Raw genomic sequence first — 23,086 nt, 5'->3', positions numbered from 1 at the left:
AATTCCCCTCTAAGATTGTATGTTCTTGACGTGGCCTGCATGGGAATGCACCAACGCTGAATCGGAACCCGAGATGTTAGATGGGGCTAAAATGCCGTTAGTTTTACGGAATATGATGTTCAAGCTCGTTGGCGCCTTCATTCTGATGGGCGTCTGGGCAAAACACAGGCTGATGGGCTACCGGAAACCAAACACGGTCAGCGCCGACGACAGAACCGCGCGCATTGCCTATGTCCACGATGTCATCCAGTCATGGTTGAAGTTTCTTCCATCGGATGTTTCGGTTAGGGGCCGCTCCGTGCTGGAGTTAGGGCCTGGTTCATCGCTTGCAACGGGTGCCTTGCTTCTGGCACATGGAGCAAAATCCTACACTGCGCTCGATGCCTTCAGGCTGGCAGCCGATGAGACGCAGGATTTCCGTCGCGATGCCATCGCACGTTACCCAGGTCAGTTGAAAACGGAGGATGTCGAGGTCGCGCATCGGACGCTGGAAAATGCCTCCGCTCTTCAGTACCGTGTGGACCCTGGCTTCGATATTCCGGCCCTTTGCAAAGACGACAAGTTCGATCTCATCCTCAGTTGCGCCGCCTTCGAGCATTTTGACGCTATAGAAACAACCATTGACGGCCTGACGCGCGTTGCGCAGAGCGGTTGTGTCAGCCTTCATATCGTCGATCTTCAGACCCACACGAATGCCATCCGACAGCGTGACCCCAACAACATCTATCGTTTTTCGGACCGATTCTATTCCCACTTTGCCTTTCCAGGCCAGCCGAACAGGAAGCGACCGATAGATTACGTCAGGGCATTCGAGCGAAACGGCTGGGTCGATGTCGAGGTCATCGCGGCCAAATCGATCCCCAAAGACCTGCGTAAAAGACTGACGTCAGGTGTCGCAAAAGAGTTCAGGGGACCGGAAATGGACATGCATATTCTAGATGCCGTGATCATCAGCCTATACCCTTGAGGGTACCAAGTTACCGGGCTCCAAGCTCGCGATACAGCGCCGTTGTGCGCTCCAGATAAGCGGCTTGCGAAAACTCCTTACTAACCCAGTCTCTGCCGCGTTCACCCATCTCTTGGCGCGCGCTTTTGGGTAGGTCGTTCATAGCTGTGAGAACCTGAGCAAGGTTTTCGGCATCCAGCGGCTGCGCAATCAGGCCCGTTTCACCATTCTTGATGAGCTCCGGTATTCCGCCGATACGTGTTCCGATCACCGGACGCCCGAGTGCGTAAGCTTCCAGCAGGCTGACCGGGGCGTTTTCATACCATTCGGAGGGCAGAACCAGCGCCTTTGCACCTGCAATCACCTGATGGAGAGCACCGCCCGTCAGATATCCTAAAAACTCGACATCGGCACCGACATCCAGCGCCAATGTGCGAAGTGCCGCTTCATCAGGACCAGTGCCTGCGATGCGCAGCCGCTGCTTCGACAGGCCCGCAGCCCGGATCAAGGTCGCAATCCCCTTTTCAGGCGCCAACCGTCCGGCAAACAGAAAATAGTCACCCTCCTCCGACACGGCGGGATTGTCAGTGATCGACTGGTCCACGAAATTCGGGATATGGACGAGCTGCTCGCTCGGCCACCCCCATTCGATCAGCTTGGCCTTGTAGAACAGGCTAGGGACGATGATGCGATCCAGGTAGTCCCGATAGAGCCCGAACATGCGGTGGACGGCCGTTTCGACCATGACGAGCCCACTGAGAGAGACCGATTCCTTCATGCATCTGTTCGCAAGAACGTTGTAGATTCGTCCGCCCTTGCACTTCTCGCAGATGCCCTGTGGCGAGAGCATTTTGTAGGCGGGACAGGCCAGCTTCAAATCGTGAGCCGTCAGGACCGTTGGAATTCCCTTTTTTTTGAGAAGGGGGAATATGGACGGCGAAATGTGGTGATAGACATTGTGGGCATGGGCGATATCGGGGCGAGCCTGATCGATGAGGTTGCTCAGCAGCGCCCGGGCTTTTCGCGAATAGATGACCTCGAGACTGTGCTCTACCTTGGTCAAAAAGCTGGATTGACGACCGAACTCGATTTCGGGAATGAAATGGGACGACCAGTCAGACTTGAGATTGTTGGGATGCTGCATCGAGAACGGCACTGCGCGCCAACCGGCACGCTCGAACATATCGATCTGATCGAGAAATATCGCCTCCGCGCCTCCGCGCCGGTAAAAGTAGTTGTTGATTGCAAGCAATGTCCCTCCCATCGCGCAGCCGTCCTATTCGTGGATATGGTTGAGGGCGTCGCGGACGGGGAGAACAAGACAGCCGGTGGAGACAGCATAGCGAACCAGCCGCGAAAACGTGTAGGGCGTACAGCCATACGGCGTCGGCGTATCACTGATGTCGTGAGTGAAGAAAATGAGCCAGCCGGGTTGTGCCTTGACGGCATCGATCTGGTTCGTCAAAGCCAGAGCATCCGTCTCGGGCTGTCTGATTTCCATGCCCCAAAGATAGGAACGATTGACCTTGCCGCGATTGATCTGGTCCCCGCCTGCACGTGCGGTCGCATAGCGCTTGGCAAAAGCATGCCGATGACGAAGCGCGCCCTGATTATAGGGATAGGCGAAATTTCGTTGTCCAACAGCATGGTCGAAGCCATCCAGAACCTCGGCGTTGCGATTGAGGTCACGCGCCAACTCCGAGCTACTTAGTGTTCTGACAGAGTCATGCGCAAAAGTGTGGCAGCCGATCTCATGGCCGGATTGTGCGAGCGATCGACACCCTTCGTCCGAAATCAGCTTTCGGTCCGGCTCTGTGGTGCCGATCAAACTGCCGGCAATGTAGAACGTACCTCTCACACCGTTTTCTTCCAGTATTCTTGCGCCTGCGGAGTGGGCGGTATCTGGCACGTCATCGAAGGTGAAAGACACGATCGGGCGCTTGCAGGTTACATTCAGCGTCGAGACCGGCAGTGCCCGCACGGCTCTTTCAGCCATGCGCTCACCGATATATTTCACCTTAGACAGCAACGGCATGTTTCCCCTCCCAAAGGGCCTTTCGGTCACTGACAAGGCTCATCCGAGACTGCATCTCAAGCCCGAAGATGGAGACCAGCATGAAAAAGCAGATTGGGCTACCGCTCTGAAAGAAGATGACTTCGAGACAGCCCGCATAGATGACATAGAGCCAAACCCGCATGAACAGACGCGACAGTGCCGGGCTGTTGGACGCGGTCCCAAGACGTCCCACAGCGCGCAAAGGCACGAAGATGACGAGTGCGATGGTCAGAATGAAGCCAGGAATTCCCGTCGTCAAAAGCGCATCGACATAGGCATTGTGCCCGTTGAAGGCTTTCACGGCCCAGGTCTCCAGTCCAGCCGAACTCTGCGTGATATCCGCTGTCTGCCAGAACCCCTGGAAGCCATAGCCCAAAATGGGTGACTGGGTTATCGCATCGAAGGCGATTTTCCAGATATCGGTTCTGTTGGTAAAGGTGGGGTCGACGCCCAGTGCAGCGATGAAACCGCGAAAGCCTTCCGACAGTGCCGCTCCCAGCGCAAGGAGATTGAAGGCAGCAATGCCTCCAACGGCTATCGGCCAACGGCTCCAGCGAAATTTCTCGAATATCCACTGAAGAAGCAGGATGAGCGGCAACATCGCGGTGGACGATTTTCCGCCTGTCTGGATGAGAAAGAAAACCGACAGGACGATGACGACCAGTCCACTTTTCTTCCAACCGACGCTGCGAAAATAAAGCCCGAAAAAGACGGCCACCAGCATCACGGCGGCTGCCAGATTCTTGTGAGAATATTGCCCTCGCCAGAACCCAGCATTCATTGGCTCGATCAGCTCAGTCGGTTGGTGGATGGCCAGCATCGGCAGGAAGATGACGCCGAAATAGGCGATGCCGAGCATTATCGCCGTACCATACAGCAAAAGACGCGCAAAATGCTGCTCGGAGCGCGGCAGCAACAGAAACATGCCCGCATTGACGCATGTCAGTATCGCCAAAATGGTTCTTTTGATCGCATCCGTCGGATAGTTCGAAAGCGCTGACGAAATCAGAAACCATGAAAACAGGGCGATGACGAGGAGCTGTGGCTGGCAGATTCGCGAACGCAACGGATGCGTGAGTGCTGCGTAGAGAGTAACCAGGGTCAGAACCAGAAAGACCAGCTGGTTGAGGAGATTGGAACCACCCGTGGCATTCGACCCACCAACTTCGACGCTGACGAGATCCACGAAAGGATTGGTCGTGACCCAGAAAAACAGGAAGAGACCGATAAAGACCAGAGACCTGATCCTGGCCTGAAAACCTCCCTGTTCTTCTAGGCCCGCCACGGTCTGCATCAGCTTACCCGCTCAAAGCGCCAATTGTTGTCTCGAAGCAGGACGAACAGGCGCGTTGCCAGAACAGAGATGACGCCCATTATCAACCCGGCCAAGACGCCGCCAATTGCCAGAAGAAGTGTTGGCGGGGGCCAGCTGCGTTTTTCCGGCGGCACCGGTTCTGTGACGATGCGAAGGTTGGAAACACTGATCTGCTGCTGTTCGCTGGTTTCACCGACGCGCTTCAGGAAGGTGTCATACAGAGCGGATTTCGCCTGACTGTTGCGCTCCAACTCCTGCAACTGGACCTGAGCCGTATCGTCAGTCGAGACCCGTTTTTGCGCATCTTCCAACTGCGCGCGCAAGGTTGCGACGGAATTTTCCGCCTGATCCATATCGACCAGGATGGTCTGGAGCGAGCGTTCGGTTTCCCGCGCCATCTCCGCACGAAGTGTTCCAAGCTGGGCCCGCGCGGTGACGAGTTTCGGATAGCGGGTACCGTATGTCAGCGCCAGTTCTTCATATTGTTGCTTAAGAGCGCTGTATTGTGAGCGCAGCGCAATCAGCGTGGGTGAGTCCAGCGTGTCGGTTGGCACGATCCCGTCTGTCGCGGGCTGGCTCAGACGTCTGTAGCGCGATTGAACGTCCGATAGTCGTGAAGAGGCTTCGTTCAACAACGTGTTCAGTTGCGATACGCTTTGCGTGTTGACCGAGCCGCCACCAAGGTTTTGCAGATTGTTATCCTGGCGGAACTGCATCACGCTGTTTGCGGCCTGTGTGGCGGCCAGTCTCAGCTCTTCCAGACGGTTGGACAGTGCGGCACTCGCATTCTTTGCGAGATCAGTCTGGGTTGCCTCCAGCTCCTCGCGAAACGACTGCGCCAATGTCGAGAGCACTGCGACAGATCGACCGGAATCACGCGTCCACAAGCTGATCGACACCAGATAGGTGCCGCCCTGGCGTGCGACCTTGATGCGCTTAGCGAGGTTTCGCATGGCGACAACGACACCGTCGTCCGATGGCTGCGGGCTCGCCGATTTGAGCCAACTGAATAGGCCGTCTTCGGTGTCTGCGGCGGAATTGAACTCTGGCACCTGTTGAAGGTTCTGCTGCTCGACCGTGCGTCTCAATACATTGCCTGACGTTATCAGCAGAAGCTTGCTGGAAATATCGAGGATTTGCGCGTCGCTCTGGATGTTAGGCGTCGTCAGTTCATTCGGCACGACCTGGCCGGTTGGCGGCGGCAGAAGAATATCCATGCTCGACGTATAGCGTGGCTTTACCGCCAACCCAAAGCCGACAGCCAAGGCACCACCCAAAAGTGCAAAAATGATGATGAAAAGCAGGCCATGGCGCAGCCATGTGAGCAAAATCGCAGGCGTTATCATCGGCTCAACAGAGGTCGAACCTTTCGGTTTAACGGTCGCGCTGGGCACTGGATCATCAAATACAGGCCTGGCCCGCTTTTCGGCTGGGTACTCGTACATGCGTCACCGTAACCTCTACATCAATCAAAACGAAACATTTTCTTTATATACAATCTTACTAAATCATAGAGTCCGCTGATAAATCGTTTACAGCACGTCTGTTTTTGCGGCATGGACATGAACGAGATGATAAGCAACGATAAAAAAGACAAGCCAAGGTTGATCAGTATGCTGCTGTCCTACAGCGCATCGTCTGCAAGCTTGTTGATTGCGAATGCCGCACAACTCATCACATTTGCTATTCTGGCCCGCTCTTTCGGTGCGGAAGAATTCGGTCGATACGTCTCCTTCATCGCCATCACCAGCATCGCCGTGCATTTGTGTGGGCTGGGTGCTTCCGAGTGCCTCGTCCGCCGCGTGCCCCAAGATCCCACATGCTTTCCACGCATATTCGGCCACAACCTTATTTTGACATTCGTCAGCGGCGCCGTTCTGGTCGCTCTCGGTACCGCACTCCTGCCGGAGTTCATCAGCTTCGGTGAAACCACCAGCCAAAGCGTCCTGACGACATTTCAGCTGGTGTTGACCAATGTCGTCCTGGTTCGGTTGATCATGCTGGGCGAGAGCATTTTTCTCGCTCATTCTAAGTATGGCGCAGCCAACGCCTCTGTCGTCGGCTTTGCCTTCATCCGCACGGTGACTGCGATATTGGCCTGTCTGGTATTTCAGGTCTCGACTGTTCAGAGCTGGGCAACATGGCAGCTTGCCGCCCATCTCTTCACTCTCGCCCTCTATGCCTACTTCGCCTTGCGCATCGGGCGCCCGAAATATGTGATCGAGCGCGATGAGATACGGCTTGGCCTGCTGTTTGCCACACCCTTCATCTTTCGCGCCATTCGTCAAAACGTCGATCTGCTGGTGCTGGGCTTCGTGGCCGGAGCCGAGGTTGTGGGCAGTTACGGTGTCGCGCGACGAATAACCGACAGCAGCTACATGGCCATCGATGCACTGAACCGGCTCGTCTACCCCCGTCTTGCCGTTGCCAGCATGTCAGGCATCCACCATGCGTTTCGCCTGACGATGCGTATTCTGGGCGTCGCTTTTGCTTTGGGTCTGATCGCGGCCATCGTCATCTTCTTTTCCGCCTCGTTCATGCCTTTGATTTTTGGACCAGAATACGTGTCCCTGCCGCAGTTCTTGCGGATCATGGCATGGCTGATCGTTCTCGTCGCGATATGGTCAATCGCGGTCGATCTACTTGGTGCCGCCGGTGAGCATGCCTCACGGGCCTGGGTGTTGAACCTCTCCAATGGCATCGGCGCGATGGTGATTGGCCTTGCCGCATGGGCTTGGCCGCCCTACGGCATTTTTGTTGCGGGCTACATGATCGAACTGAGCATCGTTTTGGCCGCGTGGCTTGTCGTGAGGTTTCATGTCGCACGGTCTTTGGCCAGAACACGGGAGGTCCCATTATGACATCAGAACCTGCGACCAAGGTGAGACCCACCGAGCCTGCTGACGTAACCCAAATCGCTGATCTCTTTTCATCCGTATTCCGAACCCGTTCAAAGCCGAACAAAGCTGAACTCGCGGCATACCTTTCCCAACTCATGTTTTCCCACCCGAATTATACGCCCGAAAATGGGAGTATCGTTTCGGTCGATGGCGCTGGACGTCTCAAAAGCACCCTCATTATTTTGCCCATCTCATACAGAATTGGCGACGAACCCGTCACGGCGCGGCTGGCTTGCGCCTTCATGGCGGCAAACGATGCCAATCCTCGCAGCATTGCCGCTCTGATCTTCCAGCTGCGTCCTCGCGGACATCAGATCAGCTTTTCCGATAGCGCCGCACCCGTCAGTGTCTCGCATTTGAAAGCGATCGGCGGCACCGAACTGCCGGTTCAGGGGTTGCGCTGGTACAAGATTTTCAAACCCCTGCCCTCTGCCGTGAACTATGTCCGCCGCCGTATCTCGCAAAAATATCCGAAATTGCTGCACCCCGGATCGTTGCCGGTGCCCATCGCCATCGCTCCAACCGTTCTATCTTCTGGATATAGCGTCGCGTCAGCAGATAAGGCTGTCTACGCGCAATATGCCAATCAATTCCTGAGCCATTGCACTGTTGCCCCCATCTACAGCGCCGAACACCTTGACTGGACGATCACCGCATCGTGTGATGCAGACGGTCGCGGTCGGCTTGTTCTAGCTCAGGTGCAGGATGAGAATGGCGATCTATGCGGCCTCTTTTCCTTTGTTGGTGCAAGAGGCGGCGAAGTACAGGTTCTGGACCTTTTGTGGAAAACAGGTCAGCAGGATTCGGTCGTGGACGCGGTTTTCGAATCCTTGAAAGCAGCCGGCTTTTCGTTCGTATCGGCACAACTCCGCCCGGAGATCATACCCGCATTATCGCGACACAAGGACATCTGGTATCGGCATGTCACAGGCGTGTCCGCTACATCGAGATCACCTGAGTTCAGGCAAGCCATGCAGAATGGCCAAGCCTATATTGGCGGGGTTGCAGGGGAAAGCTGGAGCCGCTTGGTCCACGATTTTTACTAAAAGCGCTCGTTGGACGTTGGTGTGTTCGTTTTCTCGACCAGAAAATAGGTCGTTGGCCCCTGGGGCGTATCATTGGTCAGCATGACAGTTTCGCCGATGCCAGCATGGACGAAGGGCGGGTAAACACGACCATCAAGACCGACTGGTGAGATCGTGACCGCGCTATTGCTGCCGAACTGAAGGCCGATCTGCATGCGGCGGATCATCACTGGCAATTGCCCGAAATTCTCGATGATCCGCTCATCCGCATCCCGAAACGTCATATTGCTGTTGCGGGCGTCAGAGGCCATGATGAGCAGCTGTTTTCGGCTGGTCTCAAGCGGCAGGCCATCAAGAGACGACAAAGAAAACAGCCCTTTGCCATAAGTCGACTGCACGGTCACAAATCCGAGATTAATTGGCGTGTTGATGACATCGAACGCAAGCGCCTCAGTCAAAGGCGAGCGCACGGCCAGGCTTTTTTCCGGCGCATTCAATTGCAACTCACCAGTGGAACTGACCACGCGTCCCTGGTCCAGATCGGCGGCATGAATCGCGCTTAGCTTTCCCTGCTCTTTCAATTTCGCGACAATACCCATCGCTGTCTGACCATCTCGGGAGGGTGCCACTGCAACATCGCCACTCTCTTTGCCTGCTAGCGACTGAAGGCCAACGGCTCCGATCAATCCCAGGCGGGTCAGCTCTTCCGGCTCCATATCGTTGATACCGTCAGGCAAGCCGGTTTGCCCATCCACCAGAAAGGGTATGCGAAGCAGGGATGCTTTTACATCCCCACGCCGAAACACGAGTGCGGCGAGCGTCTCGCCTGCGCGCGCTGCGGGGTCGAGCGCAATGGCATAGGGCAGCATCTGCTTCTTATGCGGAAAGTCTTCGCCATAGGCGAGAATGATCGGCCCATGCGCATGCCGACACAGCACATCCCAACCTTGCATGGCGGCAAATGACGGCGCGGCGAGCCCCGCCTCATAACGATAGGGGCTCCAGAACAGATGGTCGTATTCGGTCACAAAAAACGGGTGCCCGAACCAGCGCGCTAGACCAATCGTCCGCAGATACAGAAGCCCATCCTCAAGGGAGCTTTTACCTTGAATGCTGGTGCCGGGTGCGTAGGAATCGACCCAATCTTGATAGGTATTCATCGCCACAGCATCCTGAATGCTGCGGGTGATACCCGTCTGGATCGTTGGCCAATTGTTATAAGGCAGGATAATGCCCTGAAAGCCGAAGCCGCGGAGAGCGCCGGTCATCTTACGCGTAGCGCCCTGCTCCACATCGATGAAAAAGGATTGCAGATCACGCATCCGCTCACTGCGTTCATAACGGTTGGCAGGCAACGCGATTGAGCGATCGGCCAGGTCGCCTTCCGTTACCCACCCGCCCCATTTTTGAGCAAGCGCTTGCGTCGTGCCGTATTTCTTCAAAAGCCATTCGTTGAACAAGGGCTTGAGGCGATCAGAAAACACACTGCCCCGCGTCGTCTCCTGCATCATCGAGTCGAATTCTAATCCATTCTCGTTGAACGGGACGATAGCGACGAGCGCGGGATCGTTAACGGGGGCCATGCCGGTATAGGGATTGACCTTGGCGAGAAACAGCTCCTGGAATTTGAGCCAGTGGCCAAAATCCTTTTCATCGATCTGCGTACCCAGTTTCAGATCGCCTTTAACCTCCCACCGATCACCAAAACCACCATAAGCGCCTCGAGAGGACGTGAGCCCGTCCAAAATCCAGTAGATGCCATTCCGCTTCAAGGCGGCCATCAGGTAGTGAACGCGATCAAGAACCTGCGGATTGAAATTGAAATCATCAGCGCGACCCTCCATCAAGGCCGCGTCCAGGTAATGGAAGCGAGCGATGTTATAGCCGTGCATTTTCAGCTGAGCGGCGTAGCGATCTGCCGTTTCATGATCGGGAAAACCACCAGATGCCGGGCTCCAGGCAAGCGACGCACAAAGAAAGCGCTGTGGCGTCTCGCTGTCTCCGACCTTGGCCAGCTTGCCAGCGGAATTGATCACGATCCTGGCGGCCTCATCAATGCTACCATTCGGTAGTATGCTTGAGAAATCCAGTGGGCTGCCCGGCTGAACTTCCAGTGACTGTTCCCGAACCGGGAGCCAAGCGTCGGCAGCGGCGGGCTGGCACAGCAGCAGGCACCCAACCAGACTGGCAAGAACAAGTGTTTTCATCGGGACTTCAAAAGCCTGCTTTCAATCCACTTGTCCGGCGGCTGGCGGGAGGCAAGAAATCCGAGCGGAAGCGCTGCAGCATGGAAACACCAGGCAACGACGGCATAAAATCCAAGTAACAGACTTTTTTGCTTGATGCTCATCAAGGCGACCGGGACGATAAGGACGGCCAAGAACGCGATGAAGCCGTATCCATTGTAGAAGCCTGCAATCAGACAAATTAACAATAGAACCCACCACGCATAGACACCAAACCACAGTCGAATTTCGGAGAGTTCGTTGGTCAAATGCCCCAAGCGGGACTGTTCGGACCCCGCACGCAAAAGCTCACCGACACCACGGAGGTATTTCGAAGACCAGCGCCGTGTGAGCAGCACATAGGAATTGATGCTGTGGCCGAAGTGGTCCACGAACCGCCTGTCCAGACGATAGAGCGTCCATCCTCGCATACGAAGCCGTTGCCCAAGGTCGAATTCTTCGTAGCCGTGCAGGTTTCGATCCGAAAAGTAGCCGACCTCTTCAATCGCCGCACGACGATAGAGCCCCCCACCATTCAGCCGATCAAGGACACCGCTTTTGTTTTCTGGCGCATTTCTCTGCACCCGCCGGGTGAATTCGAGATTGTCGAGATTGACTTCGTTGACATGGCCGCTCACCCCCGCGACACGCGGGTTCTTATCAAGATAATCGAGCGCTGCGGGCAAGAATGTCGGATCGAGCAACATGTCGCCGTCCATCAGGCAAACGAACTCGCCCTTGCTGTATTGATAGCCCAACTGAGGACCAATGCCGCAACTGGCTTTGGCCGGGGCCTCGATTTGCGCGATGATAACGGGGTAGCGCGAAGCGATCTCGACGGTCTTGTCCCGCGACCCGCTATCGGCAACGATGATCTCGCCCTCGAGACCAGACAGAGCCGCGATGACGCTTTCGATGGCAGCGCCGATGCGCTTTTCTTCGTTCAGTGTTTTAAGAATGATCGATAGTTTCAAATCCGCATCCGACACCTGACAAGCGATGGACCAAGAAGACACATCACAACCGAAACGTATATACGCGACAGCTTAAACGCCTAACGTATTGCGCGTTATTTCAGCATTATCCTTACCATCCTGCAACCTGCACCCGTCGAAAACTTTCAAAGCAGAGTGATGAGTGGGTCGGCCTCAAGGAGACTGCCCAATCATAAATGGTATAAATGACATAATGTTATAATCTTTTGATTTGCGCCGCCAAGTCTCCTGTGCAAGTATTTTATAGCTCTATTCATTTTCCAGGATGCCCTTATTCATGCGCGACACTCATTCTCCGACCCCCCTTTATCATCGGGTGTATGCGGTCATGCGCGAGCGTATCTTGAAGGGCTATTATCCCGGCGATGTGGCCGTGCCCAGCGAAGCGGAACTGTCGGAAAGCTTTTCCGTCAGCCGCATCACCATCCGCAAGGCCATGGAGATGTTGACGGCCGAGGGGCTGGTGACCCGCACGCGCGGGCGCGGCACCTATGTCACGGATCGATCTAAAGAGAATAAACTTAACCGCGCTGTCGTGTCGAACATCAATGGCCTGTTCAGCTATCTGAACGCGGTTGGCAAAAGCACGCGGCTGAAGGCCATCAGTCTCGACATGGGCGAGGCGCCACCCCGGATCTGCGAGCAGATGGGGGTTTCCCCAACCACAGAGCTCGTTCGGGCCGTGCGCGTCCGATCGCTGGATCGCCGACCCTATTCCCTCTCCATTGCTTATTTGTTGCCTGAGATCGGGCAGACGCTCAAACGTCAGGACCTAGCCTCGACCAATATGATTGACCTTGTTCAAAAGGCGGGCGCTGTCGTTGAGAAGGTCGAACAGACGCTGACAGCGACACTGGCCGATGACTACGCGGCCAAGCATCTGGAGATACCCATCGGCGCGCCGCTCATGCTCGTCAACCGACTGTTCTTCAACGCCGAACTCACGCCTTTCTACGCCGCCGAAATATTTTACCGGGCCGACCGTTACGAATATCGTGTGTCGCTGAAACGAGAAGACGGCAAGGATTTCTCGCTCGGAAATTGACGTTTCATGCCATTCGTATCGGACGTCTGAGCAAGTGGCCTATTTCATGCATAAAGTCCGCAGGCGGATCGTTTTCTAGACGATCAACCAACGCCACCAACAGGTCGCTTTGCCTCTCATCCCAGACCGTATTGATCAAACGTCGCGCCTTCAGATCGACATCGCGGCGCGAAAGCGCGCACTCGCCGTCACCTTTGGGGATCAGTACCTCCGCACTTTCCTCGCTTCCATCCGAAAAGGTCAATGTTACCCGCGCCGGTCGCTTTGCCGGGTAGAGCGCGGTAAAGGCGTTATCGATCACCAGACTGGTTTTGCTGACGAGATCAACCACATCCGGGTGTTCGAGACGCTCTTGGTGAAATCCATCGTGTCGCAAAGGGCCGAAGCGCAGGGCTAGGGCCGCAGCATGTCTGAAACTGAACCTCGCAGCCAGATCACTCGCCGGATTTGGGGAATCGTATTGAAGCGCGGTCGAATACACCTCGATCCGCACATTTCGAAGGTGGGCGAGTTCGAAGCCACCCAGGCGCTCGCGCAGGAGTTCGATACAATCCAGCATGGGGCTGAGATGGGCACAGACAGGATGCCATTTCAAATAGGCGTTGGTTATTTCGTCGGAAGACCATTGACCATTATCATCGATACCCTCGGTCAAGAGCGCCGGATTGAAAGCGTCGCCAGCACGCGGCCCGAAAAACCGCTCAAGCGTGGCGTCAGATGGCAAAAACCCTGCTTGCGCACTGCGAGCAGCAGCAATTCCGTTCTGCACACCCAAACCCACGAAAAGATGATGGGTCATCGCACCCTCCATGCAGGTATCGCGAAAAGGAAAGAGCGTGACAGAAGCGGCGTTACCGATCGCTGCTTCTATCAATGCAGCACGACCATGCTCTTCTGAGGTTCGTCCGAACAGATAAGCGGCGGCGACAGCAGCACCGATGCAGCCAAAGGTTCCAGTATCGTGGAGCAAGGGCTGCATGCCACCCAGAGAGGAACCGATCCGCGCGCAAACTTCGTAGCCTGCCACGATTGCGTTGAGAAAGGCATCCGTCGATGCGCCTGTCTCCTCGGCAACCGCAAGTGCGGCGGGCAGGACGTGGCTCATGGGATGACCCCGCGCCCGACGATGGCCGTCTTGCAATTGCAGCACCGTCATCGCCATTCCATTGACGAGACCCGCAATGCCCGCCGGACAAGGCTCTGCGATTCCCAAGGCAGAAGACTTTCCGGATCCGCCGGTCATGACGAAGGCTTGGCGCGCGGATGATATGGATGGATGCGCCGCTCCCGCCGCCATCACCGCAATCGTATCCAGTACAAAATTGCGATATGCCGCGCGCATGGGCGACGCAGCCTCCATGACATTGGTCCCGGCGGCAGCTAAAGCCAGAGATGTGGCGGCGCTTTGCATCATCAGCCTTTCACCTTGCCCTCAGCTTCCGCTCCCGCCTTCATCATGGCGTGCAGCATATCCAGCCGTGGCTCGACCGGAGGCGGATAGACGTCCCTGCCGTGGGTAAGGCCGAGCGCCAGAAATGTTTCGACCAGCTTGTAGGTCAGTGGACCGGGATTGACGACGGGCACGGGCAGGTTCGCAGCGAGGTACTCGCCAGCCTGATGCATGGTCGTCGACCCAAGGCAAATGACCTCAGCGCCATCTTCCTCGATGCAGCGCATGGCAACATCGCGCATGCGTGGGAAGACGCTATCTTCCTTGCCACCCAGCAGGTTGGAGAAATCCGGCGGCTGATCGAAGCTGCGCACCGAGGCGCATTGGCGGTCGAAACCATATTCGCGGATGGCCTTGCGGTATCGCGGCAGCGCCGGTTCCCATTGTGCCAGCACCGAGAATTTGCCGCCGAGCGTCAGTGCGTAAAGCATGGAGGCCTTGCCTGCACCGATGACGGGAATGGAGAGGACGGAGCGGAGCATAACCATGCCGCTATCCGACATCGTGTCGATGCAGACGGCGTCAAAGCCTTCGTCTTGCGCCTTGCATCCGGCCTCGAAGATGGCAAGGTCCATCAGGCCCCAGTCATGCGGAGACATGAAGGATGTCGGGCCGCAGGTGACGGGGCGGTAGGTCAGTTCCCAATCCGCAGGCAGCGGTACATATTGCGACTGCGCCTCGCGATTGCGCACGCCCTCAGCATCCAGCGCGAAGGGAACGATGACTAGAATGCGGGTCATTGGTTGCCCTCCAGATAGGCCGCACCGGCAGCGCCGATGGCACGGATCATGTCATGCTTGGGCGACAGCGGTGTCGGCCATGTCGCCTTGCTGTGGGTGAGGTTCAGATCGAGTGCGATGGACGCCAGCTTGTAGGTGAGCGGACCGGGATTGATGACGGGAACGCCGATGCGGGCGGAGAGCCAGGAATGTGCCTCGTGCATGGTCGTGGAGCCCAGGATCAGCACCTGCGCGCCATCCTCAACGCATTTCTTCGCGGCGTCCAGCAGAAGCGGGAAGACTTCGTCTTCCTTGCCGGCAAGCAAGCTCTTATTGTCGGGCGTCACGCCAATCGAGCGCATGGAGGCACATTTATGCTCCATGCCAAGCTCGCCCAGCGTCTTGGTATAAAGCATTTTCCAGCGATCCCACATCATCAGGATCGAGAATTTGTCGCCCAGCATCTGTGCCATCAGCATGGAATGACGCCCCGGCGCGATGACAGGGATGGTCAGAACGGAACGCAGCATCGACATGCCGCTATCGGACATGGTGTCGATGCAGACAGCGTCGAAACCCTCTTTCTCGGCATCGAGCCCGGCGTCGAGGATCGAGAAATCGGCGAGCGCCATATCGTGCTGGCTCGAATAATTCTTCGGCCCAACCCGCACCGAGCGATAGTGAAACTCGATGCCGGGGCCGAGATCGACCGCCTTCATCTGCGCTTGCCTGCGGGCGAGATCGTCCTGCCCCATGGGAAACGGTACGATGACCATAACCTTCTTCATCATGTCCTCCTCTTGTTTTCAGCTTTCGGAAGCAATCCGCGCAGCTGTGATGCCAGCCAAGCGGCCAAAGGCTGTCGCCGTCAAAAGACCATTGCCGGAGAGATATCCGTAATTGGAATCGCCAGACACGCCGCGCGCAGCCCCACCACCCGCCATAAGGTTCGGCAAAACAGTGCCATTTTCGCGCAGCACCCGCGCCTCGGCATCGATGACCAACCCGCCTTGCGTGTGGAACAATGCGCCGTTGACCTTGACCGCATAATAAGGCGCACTCAGCATCTGATCTGGCGGAAAGCTTCGACCAAACCGATCGGGCTTGCCGGTCCGTGCGCAGGTTTCGATGGCCTCGAACTCTTCGCGGATGGCAGCGAGCGAAAGACCCGTGACGGAGGCAAGTTCTTCCAGACTGTTTGCCGTCTTGATGGCACCCAGCTTGCGGATTTCACGGTAGTCGTAAAAGCCCATCCCAGCCTCGTCGCCCCTGGCATCATAGATGTCCCAAGCGATGTGGTCAGGTTGCGCAGCGACTTCAGCGGCGTGTTCGGAATAGCCGCGCATCTCATTGGAAAAACGTTGACCTTCCACGTTGAGAAGAATGCCGCCCTTGGTGATGACGGCCCATGTCAACGGCAAGGCATGGGGGTGCGCGACCGACCCATGTCCCTGATAGGAGCCCATATCGGCAAGCGCGGCACCAATTGCCTGTCCCCATTTCACCGCATCGCCTGTGTTGGAAAGGTGGCCGCAGCACTCGGCATCGGCAATTTCCGGGATGTATTTCTGGACAAGCGCGACATCGCCTGCAAAGCCGCAGGAGGCAAGAACGAGTGCCTTGCAGCCCAACATTTCCAGCGCACCATCGGGGCGGCGGAAACGGACGCCCGTCACGCGACCCGTCGCATCCACATAGAGGTCTTCGACCGACGCATGTGTAACGATATCGATATCGGCGTTGGACACAGCAGAGAGAAGCGACTGCTGCAGATCGGCACCGGTCCGGCTTTTGGGGCCATGCATGCGGAGGCGCGAATGGCCGGGATAGGTGAACCCCGTGACCAGTTCGAACTCCACCTTATGCGTATCCATCAACCAGTCGATCATCGGGCCTGCGGTTTGTGCCGCAACCAGCGCCATGTCGTGGGGTGTATGGTCATGGGTTTTGGCAACAAGGTCTTGTGCGAAAAGTTCTGGACTGTCCTCAATGCCCGCTTCCTTCTGCAACCTTGTGCAGGGTGCGGGAATGAGACCTGCAGACAGGGAGGTGGAGCCAGTGGGATTCTCGTCCCGCTCCAGCACCATCACCTCCTGACCCGCATCATGCGCCGCAAGGGCTGCGACCAGACCGCAGGCCCCTGCCCCGACGACGACCACCGGCATTTCAAAATCGAACGTCACGCCTTCCGCAGATAGCACTGCCATGGCTCAAATCTCCTGTTCAATAGCTGGTACGGTTTGCTTCCGGGGTGCCGTAGCGGGCTTCCAGTTCTTGAATTTCAGGCATCCGCGCCATATCGAAGAACTCCTTGAAGTTCATGACGTTTGGAGCGACCGAAGCGATGGTCTCTTCCGTCTTCAAGACCTGAAGCGTCTTGCGCGCGGCTTCGCAGGCCGAAAGCAGCAGCCAGTTGGGGTAGATGATGAGCTTGAAGCCCAGTGCTTCGATTTCAGACCGCGTGAGAAAGGGTGTCTTGCCTGAGGTCGCCATGTTGTAGAGCAGCGGAATGCCGGGGAAGCGCGGTGCGATATGCGCCAGGTCATCCGGGCCGGGGCTTTCGATGAAGATGACGTCGGCACCTGCCTCCCGGTACATTTCCGCACGGTCGAACGCAGCGTTCCGGCCATGCAGCGCCAGCGCATCCGTGCGGGCGATGACGACGAAATCTTGGTCGATACGCGCGTCTACAGCGGCCTTCACCTTCGCCACCATGTCTTCGACTGGAACGATCTGCTTGCCTGCCAGATGGCCGCAGCGCTTTGGCAGGACCTGATCTTCCAGATGGACCGCGGCCACACCGCCGCGCTCATAGAGCTGAATGGCGCGCCGCACATTGAGCGGACCGCCAAAACCATTGTCGGCATCGGCAATCAGCGGAATATCGGATGCATCGGCAATGCGGGTGGCATTATCGACCATCTCCGTCATCGTCAGCAAACCCACATCGGGATAGCCAAGCCGCGTGGCAGAGGTGCCAGCACCCGTCATATACATGGCGTCGAAACCGGCTTCTGTCACAAGACGGGCATACATGGCATCGACCACACCGGGAGCCATGAGGGCTCGTTCGCCTGCGAGCAACTGCCGCAGACGTTGGGTACGTGTAAGGGACATTCTATTCTCCATTTCTCCGTAAATTGGCCCCGGCTCACTCCATCCGGGGCCGCGTCTCACATTCCGAGATAGGCCTGGCGCAACTGCGGATCGGCCAGCAGGGTTGCGGCCTCTCCCTGCATGACGAAACGCCCCTGCTCGATGACATAGGCACGCTTGGCAACACCCAGCGACTGCATGACATTCTGCTCGACCAGCAGCACGGCAACACCGTCAGCATTGATCTTGGTGATCAGCCCGAACATTTCTTCGACCATGATGGGGGAAAGACCGAGCGACGGTTCATCCAGAATGAGCAGCTCCGGCTCCGACATCATGCCGCGACCGATTGCCAGCATTTGCTGTTCACCGCCAGACAGCGTGCCCGCCAGCTGGTTCATTCTTTCGCGAAGCCTTGGAAAGATTTCGCAGATGCGCTCGAAGTTCTGCTTGGTGTTTTTGCTGGCACGGCGAAACGCGCCGAGCTTGAGATTTTCGCCAACCGAGAGGTTTGGGAAAACCTTTCGCCCTTCCGGCACATGGGCGATGCCAAGCGCCACGATATCCCGCGCATTCTTGCCGGTGATGGTCACGCCCTTGAAAGAGATCGATCCGGCGCTGGGCTTGATGAAACCCGATATGACGTTGTTCAGCGTGGTCTTGCCGACCCCGTTGGAGCCCAGCAAAGCGACGATTTCGCCATTTTCGACGCTCATATCGATGCCTTGCAGCACGCTCATCGAGCCGTAGCCAGCGCGGATACCCTTGATATCAAGCATGGTTTTCCTCCTGCAGCCGCGCTGCGGCACCGTGGCCGAGATAGGCTTCTACCACGGACGGGTCCTTCACGAGTTCACGCGGCGTGCCATGGGCAATCATCTTGCCCTGGTTCAGCACATAGGCCGTTTCGGCCAGCTGCATCACAGCCTGCATGACGTGTTCGATCATCAGGAAGGTGTGCCCTTCCTCGCGGATTTTTCTGATGATGCCGACGATCTCGGTAATTTCGGAGGGGATCAATCCGGCCATGACCTCGTCGAGCAGCAGCAGCTTCGCTCCCGTTGCCAGCGCCCGCGCCAGCTCCAGCCGTTTGCGCCCGGCAATCGTCAGCGAAGATGCGGGGCGATCAAGCATCGCGCCCATGCCCAGCCGCTTGCCCACATCCCGCGCCACAGACATGGCTTCGCGACGGTCGTGGTGGTGGAGATAGGCACCAACAGCGATGTTTTCCTGAACCGTGAGCCCCGCAAAGGGCTGGACAATCTGGAAGGTGCGGATCATGCCCAGCGCGCAGATGCTGTGCGGCGCAAGGCCGGTGATGTTCTTGCCCTGAAAGCGCACCGTGCCTTCGTCGGCCTTGGTAAAACCGGCAATCATCGTAAAGCAGGTCGTCTTGCCTGCGCCGTTCGGGCCGAGAAGTCCGACAATGGAGCCTTCGGGCACATCGAGCGAAGCGTCGGTGACAGCCTTCAAGCCGCCGAAGCTTTTGGAAAGATTACGAACCTCAAGCATTGTCGTCCTCCTTCTTCTTGAAGGTGCCGAGCTTGCCGGCAAGGCCAACAAGACCGTTGGGCAGGAAGCGCAGCGCGCAGATCAGCACAATCGCGTAGAGCACGAAATTCAAACCGGGCGCATTGGGCAGAAGATGTTTTGCGCCTTCACCGAGGAGATGCAGGCCGAGAGTGCCGAGAAGCGGACCCCAGATGGTTCCGGCACCGCCGATAATCGGGCCGATCAGCGCCTCGATGGAGACGGCGCTGCCATAGACCACGTTGCTGTCGATGAAGAGCCAAAGCTGGAGATAGAGAACGCCAGCCAAGCCACCGAAAGCACCCGAGATGGCCATCGCCTGCACCTTGATCTTGTAGGTGTCGATGCCGAGCGCGCGGGCGGCATCCTCGTTTTCCCTGACGGCTATGAGATAGGCACCGAAGCGGGAATATTTGATGAGAGCCGTCAGCGCCATGACCAGTGCCACCACGACCAGAAGAGCAGTGTAGGCAACGGCGCGGTCGTTGAATTGCAGGTTGGCCACGCCTGGTGCCAGCTTCAATTGCAGCCCGCTGCCGCCGCCGGTAAAGTCAAAGGACGATGCGCAGATGCGCAGCACTTCGGCAAAGGCCAGCGTAACGAGCGCAAAATAGGAACCCTTCAGGCCATAACGGAACGCCAGAGCGCCGATGAAGGCACCCATGACGGCACCGGCAAGAATGCCAGCCCCGAAGCCGACCCATGCGTTGACGCCATACTGCACCTGAAGGATGGCGGATGCATAGGCACCGGTGCCGTAAAGGGCAGCATGACCGAAGGACGACAGGCCGCCGAAACCGCCGGTGATGTTCCACGACAGGGCGACGACCGCGACGATCAGCGCATTGATGGTAAAGCCCATCCACACCGGCGATGAGGCGAAATAGACCCCGAAGAGATAGGCGAGAGCCGCTGCGATGAGGGCAATCTGCCCGATGGATTGAGGTCTCATGTCCTTGCCCTCCCGAGAAGCCCTGACGGTTTGAAGAGAAGGATGAGGATGAAAGCGAGGAAGATGCCGATCTGGCCCAGGCTTTCGCCAAGGAAGAGACCGCAGAGAGACTCGATGACACCGAGCAGCAGACCGGCAACCAAGGCACCCAGCAGGCTACCCATTCCACCCAGAACCACAGTCGTGAAGGCGACCAAAACGAAGGTGTAGCCGACCTGCGGGGTGATGTAGAAGGTGGGCAACAGCAGGCAGGCGGCCAGTGCGACACAGGCGGTGCCGATGCCGAAACAGATGGCATAGGTGTGGTTGACATCGATGCCGACGAGTTCTGCACCGCGCTTTTCGATTGCAACGGCGCGAATAGCAGAGCCTGTGCGGGTATAGGCCATGAAGCACCAGAGCAAAGGCGCGACTGCAAGGGCTGCACCGAAAGCGATGACACGACCAAGCGGCAGGTATGCACCCAGCACTTCGACAGTGTCGTAGGCATAGGCGATATCAGCCGTGCGCGTATTCGACGTCCAGAAGTAGAGCGCCAGATTGTCGATGATCATCGACACCGCGAGGGTGATGAGAAGAACGTTCTGTTCCGAACCGCTGCTCATCGGCGCAATCAGGAACCGCTGCAACACGTAACCGAGCGCGAAGAAGGCCGGAAGAACGAGCGGGATGGCGAGATAGGGATCGACGCCAAAATAGAAGTAAAGGAAATAGACGGCGTAGAGCGCCAGCATCAACAGGCTGCCATGCGCAAAGTTGATGATGTGGAGCACGCCGTAAATCAGGGTGAGGCCCAGCGCCACAAGCGCATAGACGGCTCCCATCATCAGGCCGCTCAACACGGCAGGTAAGATCAGACTTGACATCAGGGCTCGCCTCTCTGTCGTTTGAAGAGCGCCCCCAGGGACATCCGCGTCCATGGGGGCGAGACCGTGTCAGTTTTTGGCTGGGATCGGGAAGACCGCTTCGGCCGTGGCATATTCCTTCGGGAAGACCAGTTCGATCTTGTCACCACGGATCTGCGTGTTCACCGGCTGCGAGTTGACATTGTCGCCATTGACGAACTTCGTCGGTCCATAAGGCATGATGGACTGGTCGAAGGTCGATGCGGCCAAGGCTTCGATCATCTTCTGGCGATCAGCCGAAGCGCCGCGCTCCAGAGCGTCAGCAATGACTTGTATCGTCGCATAGGACACCATGACGTCGTAGGTCAGGTCCAGCTTGGCAGCGGCAACACTGGCGGCGAGTGCCTTGGACAGATCCTTGGACGGATCGTACCAATGATTGCAGTCCATCACATATTGGGCGACTTCCTTGTTCTCGCGAACGAACTTGATGTTGGATGCAGCACCACCAAGGATGGAATAGATGGCCTTGAGTTCAACGCGCTGCTGGTTCAGCGCACGCGCCATCAATGTGTATTCGTTGATGTAGTTCGAAGGGATAAGAATATCGGCTTTCGATGCCTTGACGCGGAGCGCGATGTTGGAGAAATCGCGCTGAGGTGTCGGGTGCGAGATTGTTTCGACAACTTCGATACCCTGCTTCGGCAGCTGCTCAGCCAGAATTTTCGCCATGTTGGAGCCGAACGGACCGTCCTCATGGACGATGGCCGCTGTCTTGATGGAATTGCCAGCGCCTGCATTGAGTAGCTTGAGGTTTTCAAGCGCGACGCTCGTGCATTTGTTGACGCCCGGCGTGAAGCGGAAAACATTCGGCAGGCCGCGCTGGACAACCGTTTCGGCGGTACCGATGGAGAAGACCTGCGCGAGATTGTACTTTGCTGCTGCCTGCGAGGACGCAAGGCCGAGTGCGGATGCTGTCGCGCCGGTGAAGGCGCAGGCATCGGCCTGGATCAGCGTATCGACAGCGGAGGCCGCGGCTTCCGGGCGGCTCTGTGCATCGACGATGACGAGCTCGATTTTCGCGCCGCCCATGGACTTGATGCCGCCTGCGGCATTGATCGCTTCTGCGGCGAACTTTGCTCCGGCAGCACTTTGAGTACCGTTATAGGCGAGGTTGCCCGTCAGTGGCTCGATGACGCCAACCTTCACGGTGGCGGCCTGCGCGCGCAGGATGGATGGTGCAGCCAGGCTGACCGCAAGGGCACCAGAGACTTTTAAAAGGTCGCGTCGTTCGATTTTGAATGTCATTTTTTATGCTCCCAGTTTTTTTATGAGACGGCAAAAGAAACTCGCTGGTCCGCCCGTCAACGGCCCAGCCAGGAATGCGACGCCATTCGATCCGTCTCGAAGGCGGTGATCTGCTCCATGTATGTGAATGTCATCTCGATCTCGTCCAGACCGCGTAAGATGCAGTCCCGCGCGAAGGGATCGATGGCAATGGGATGAGTGCCGAGATTACCGGGCAAGACAAGCTCGCCAGCCTCAAGATCAACCGTAACCTCCGCGTCGGGAAAGCGGGCGAGATGTTCAGCCAGCGCATCACAATGCTCAGCGGTCAGGCGAACCGGCACGAGCCCGTTTTTCAGCGCATTGTTGAAGAAGATGTCGCCAAAACTCGGCCCGATGACAGAGCGAATGCCGTGATCCACCAGCGCGTAGACAGCACCCTCGCGCGACGATCCGCAACCGAAATTATCCTCGACAAGAAGAATGGTCGCGGCATCGGCACCCGCCTTGTTCAGCGGGAAGGCAGGGTCGATTTCCCCATGCTCGTCGCGCCTGATGTCATGGAACAGGAACTGGCCATAGCCCTGCGCACGGTCCGCCTTCAAAAAGCGTCCGGGAATGATCTGGTCCGTGTCGCAGTTGACGCCGGGTATGGCGACAGCCGTTGATGTTTCGCGAGTGAATGCTTTCATCATTGTCC

The 23,086-nt window shown here is 57.2% G+C and carries 21 protein-coding genes; 4 read left to right on the top strand and 17 right to left on the bottom strand.

Annotated elements, in window-relative coordinates:
* The first annotated feature begins 115 nt into the window (after positions 1 to 115).
* On the top strand, positions 116 to 967 hold the full coding sequence (locus RRU01S_RS06540; RefSeq protein WP_131367770.1) for a methyltransferase domain-containing protein: 852 nt from the start codon (positions 116 to 118) through the stop codon (positions 965 to 967).
* A gap of 10 nt (positions 968 to 977) precedes the next feature.
* Here RRU01S_RS06540 and RRU01S_RS06535 read toward each other — a convergent pair whose 3' ends face one another.
* From RRU01S_RS06535 to RRU01S_RS06520, 4 genes are read right to left on the bottom strand one after another with little or no spacing between them, the layout of a single operon-like run.
* On the bottom strand, positions 978 to 2,210 hold the full coding sequence (locus RRU01S_RS06535; protein WP_045229407.1) for a glycosyltransferase family 4 protein: 1,233 nt from the start codon (positions 2,208 to 2,210) through the stop codon (positions 978 to 980).
* 12 nt (positions 2,211 to 2,222) lie between these two features.
* On the bottom strand, positions 2,223 to 2,975 hold the full coding sequence (locus RRU01S_RS06530; RefSeq protein ID WP_052816022.1) for a polysaccharide deacetylase family protein: 753 nt from the start codon (positions 2,973 to 2,975) through the stop codon (positions 2,223 to 2,225).
* Entirely contained in the window at positions 2,965 to 4,296 is a 1,332-nt protein-coding gene (locus RRU01S_RS06525) for an O-antigen ligase family protein (RefSeq protein ID WP_045229405.1), read from the bottom strand. Before RRU01S_RS06525 ends, RRU01S_RS06530 begins: the two co-directional genes overlap by 11 nt.
* Positions 4,296 to 5,711: a GumC family protein gene (locus tag RRU01S_RS06520; protein ID WP_165572211.1), complete on the bottom strand. Its 1,416-nt coding sequence runs from the start codon at positions 5,709 to 5,711 to the stop codon at positions 4,296 to 4,298. The genes RRU01S_RS06525 and RRU01S_RS06520 overlap by 1 nt, the downstream gene beginning before the upstream one ends.
* Before the next feature lie 168 nt (positions 5,712 to 5,879).
* On the opposite strand from RRU01S_RS06520, the gene RRU01S_RS06515 reads away from it, so the two are divergent.
* Positions 5,880 to 7,178 carry a lipopolysaccharide biosynthesis protein gene (locus RRU01S_RS06515; protein ID WP_045229656.1) on the top strand — a complete coding sequence of 433 codons (1,299 nt, stop codon included), beginning with the start codon at positions 5,880 to 5,882 and terminating at the stop codon, positions 7,176 to 7,178.
* On the top strand, positions 7,175 to 8,263 hold the full coding sequence (locus RRU01S_RS06510) for a hypothetical protein (RefSeq protein WP_045229404.1): 1,089 nt from the start codon (positions 7,175 to 7,177) through the stop codon (positions 8,261 to 8,263). Before RRU01S_RS06515 ends, RRU01S_RS06510 begins: the two co-directional genes overlap by 4 nt.
* On the opposite strand, the gene RRU01S_RS06505 is transcribed toward RRU01S_RS06510, so the two are convergent.
* Together RRU01S_RS06505 and RRU01S_RS06500 are read right to left on the bottom strand one after the other, a co-directional pair.
* The gene (locus tag RRU01S_RS06505) at positions 8,260 to 10,449 is read right to left on the bottom strand and encodes a hypothetical protein (RefSeq protein ID WP_045229403.1); all 2,190 of its coding nucleotides are present in this window, start codon (positions 10,447 to 10,449) and stop codon (positions 8,260 to 8,262) included. The two genes, RRU01S_RS06510 and RRU01S_RS06505, sit on opposite strands and share 4 nt — an antisense overlap.
* Entirely contained in the window at positions 10,446 to 11,441 is a 996-nt protein-coding gene (locus RRU01S_RS06500; protein WP_045229655.1) for a glycosyltransferase family 2 protein, read from the bottom strand. Before RRU01S_RS06500 ends, RRU01S_RS06505 begins: the two co-directional genes overlap by 4 nt.
* Positions 11,442 to 11,727: 286 nt before the next feature.
* Here RRU01S_RS06500 and RRU01S_RS06495 point away from each other — a divergent pair, with 286 nt between their 5' ends.
* A complete protein-coding gene (locus RRU01S_RS06495) occupies positions 11,728 to 12,507 on the top strand; it encodes a GntR family transcriptional regulator (RefSeq protein ID WP_081880006.1) in 780 nt (259 codons plus the stop codon).
* A gap of 4 nt (positions 12,508 to 12,511) precedes the next feature.
* Here the strand turns inward: RRU01S_RS06495 and RRU01S_RS06490 are convergent, their stop codons facing one another.
* From RRU01S_RS06490 to leuD, 11 genes are all read right to left on the bottom strand, one after another.
* Complete coding sequence (locus RRU01S_RS06490) at positions 12,512 to 13,921, bottom strand: MmgE/PrpD family protein (RefSeq protein ID WP_065699393.1); 1,410 nt, start codon at positions 13,919 to 13,921, stop codon at positions 12,512 to 12,514.
* Positions 13,921 to 14,697, bottom strand: coding sequence for an aspartate/glutamate racemase family protein (locus tag RRU01S_RS06485; RefSeq protein ID WP_045229400.1), 777 nt, complete (start codon positions 14,695 to 14,697; stop codon positions 13,921 to 13,923). Before RRU01S_RS06485 ends, RRU01S_RS06490 begins: the two co-directional genes overlap by 1 nt.
* A complete protein-coding gene (locus RRU01S_RS06480; RefSeq protein ID WP_045229654.1) occupies positions 14,694 to 15,464 on the bottom strand; it encodes an aspartate/glutamate racemase family protein in 771 nt (256 codons plus the stop codon). Before RRU01S_RS06480 ends, RRU01S_RS06485 begins: the two co-directional genes overlap by 4 nt.
* An 18-nt stretch (positions 15,465 to 15,482) precedes the next feature.
* Positions 15,483 to 16,883 (bottom strand): FAD-dependent oxidoreductase, encoded by a 1,401-nt coding sequence (locus RRU01S_RS06475; RefSeq protein ID WP_045229399.1) that lies wholly within the window; start codon positions 16,881 to 16,883, stop codon positions 15,483 to 15,485.
* Between the two features lie 16 nt (positions 16,884 to 16,899).
* Positions 16,900 to 17,793, bottom strand: coding sequence for an isocitrate lyase/PEP mutase family protein (locus RRU01S_RS06470; RefSeq protein WP_202032560.1), 894 nt, complete (start codon positions 17,791 to 17,793; stop codon positions 16,900 to 16,902).
* A gap of 56 nt (positions 17,794 to 17,849) precedes the next feature.
* On the bottom strand, positions 17,850 to 18,551 hold the full coding sequence (locus tag RRU01S_RS06465; RefSeq protein WP_045229397.1) for an ABC transporter ATP-binding protein: 702 nt from the start codon (positions 18,549 to 18,551) through the stop codon (positions 17,850 to 17,852).
* Positions 18,544 to 19,284 (bottom strand): ABC transporter ATP-binding protein, encoded by a 741-nt coding sequence (locus RRU01S_RS06460; protein WP_045229396.1) that lies wholly within the window; start codon positions 19,282 to 19,284, stop codon positions 18,544 to 18,546. The genes RRU01S_RS06465 and RRU01S_RS06460 overlap by 8 nt, the downstream gene beginning before the upstream one ends.
* Positions 19,277 to 20,254 (bottom strand): branched-chain amino acid ABC transporter permease, encoded by a 978-nt coding sequence (locus RRU01S_RS06455; protein WP_045229395.1) that lies wholly within the window; start codon positions 20,252 to 20,254, stop codon positions 19,277 to 19,279. The genes RRU01S_RS06460 and RRU01S_RS06455 overlap by 8 nt, the downstream gene beginning before the upstream one ends.
* Positions 20,251 to 21,120 (bottom strand): branched-chain amino acid ABC transporter permease, encoded by an 870-nt coding sequence (locus RRU01S_RS06450; protein ID WP_045229394.1) that lies wholly within the window; start codon positions 21,118 to 21,120, stop codon positions 20,251 to 20,253. The genes RRU01S_RS06455 and RRU01S_RS06450 overlap by 4 nt, the downstream gene beginning before the upstream one ends.
* 69 nt (positions 21,121 to 21,189) lie before the next feature.
* Positions 21,190 to 22,407, bottom strand: coding sequence for an ABC transporter substrate-binding protein (locus RRU01S_RS06445; protein WP_045229393.1), 1,218 nt, complete (start codon positions 22,405 to 22,407; stop codon positions 21,190 to 21,192).
* A 56-nt stretch (positions 22,408 to 22,463) separates the two neighbouring features.
* A complete protein-coding gene (gene leuD, locus RRU01S_RS06440; protein ID WP_045229392.1) occupies positions 22,464 to 23,078 on the bottom strand; it encodes a 3-isopropylmalate dehydratase small subunit in 615 nt (204 codons plus the stop codon).
* Positions 23,079 to 23,086: the final 8 nt, after the last annotated feature.

This window comes from Agrobacterium rubi TR3 = NBRC 13261, from assembly GCF_000739935.1.
GTDB classification, from domain to species: domain Bacteria; phylum Pseudomonadota; class Alphaproteobacteria; order Rhizobiales; family Rhizobiaceae; genus Agrobacterium; species Agrobacterium rubi.
This window is presented reverse-complemented; position numbering and strand designations above follow the sequence as displayed.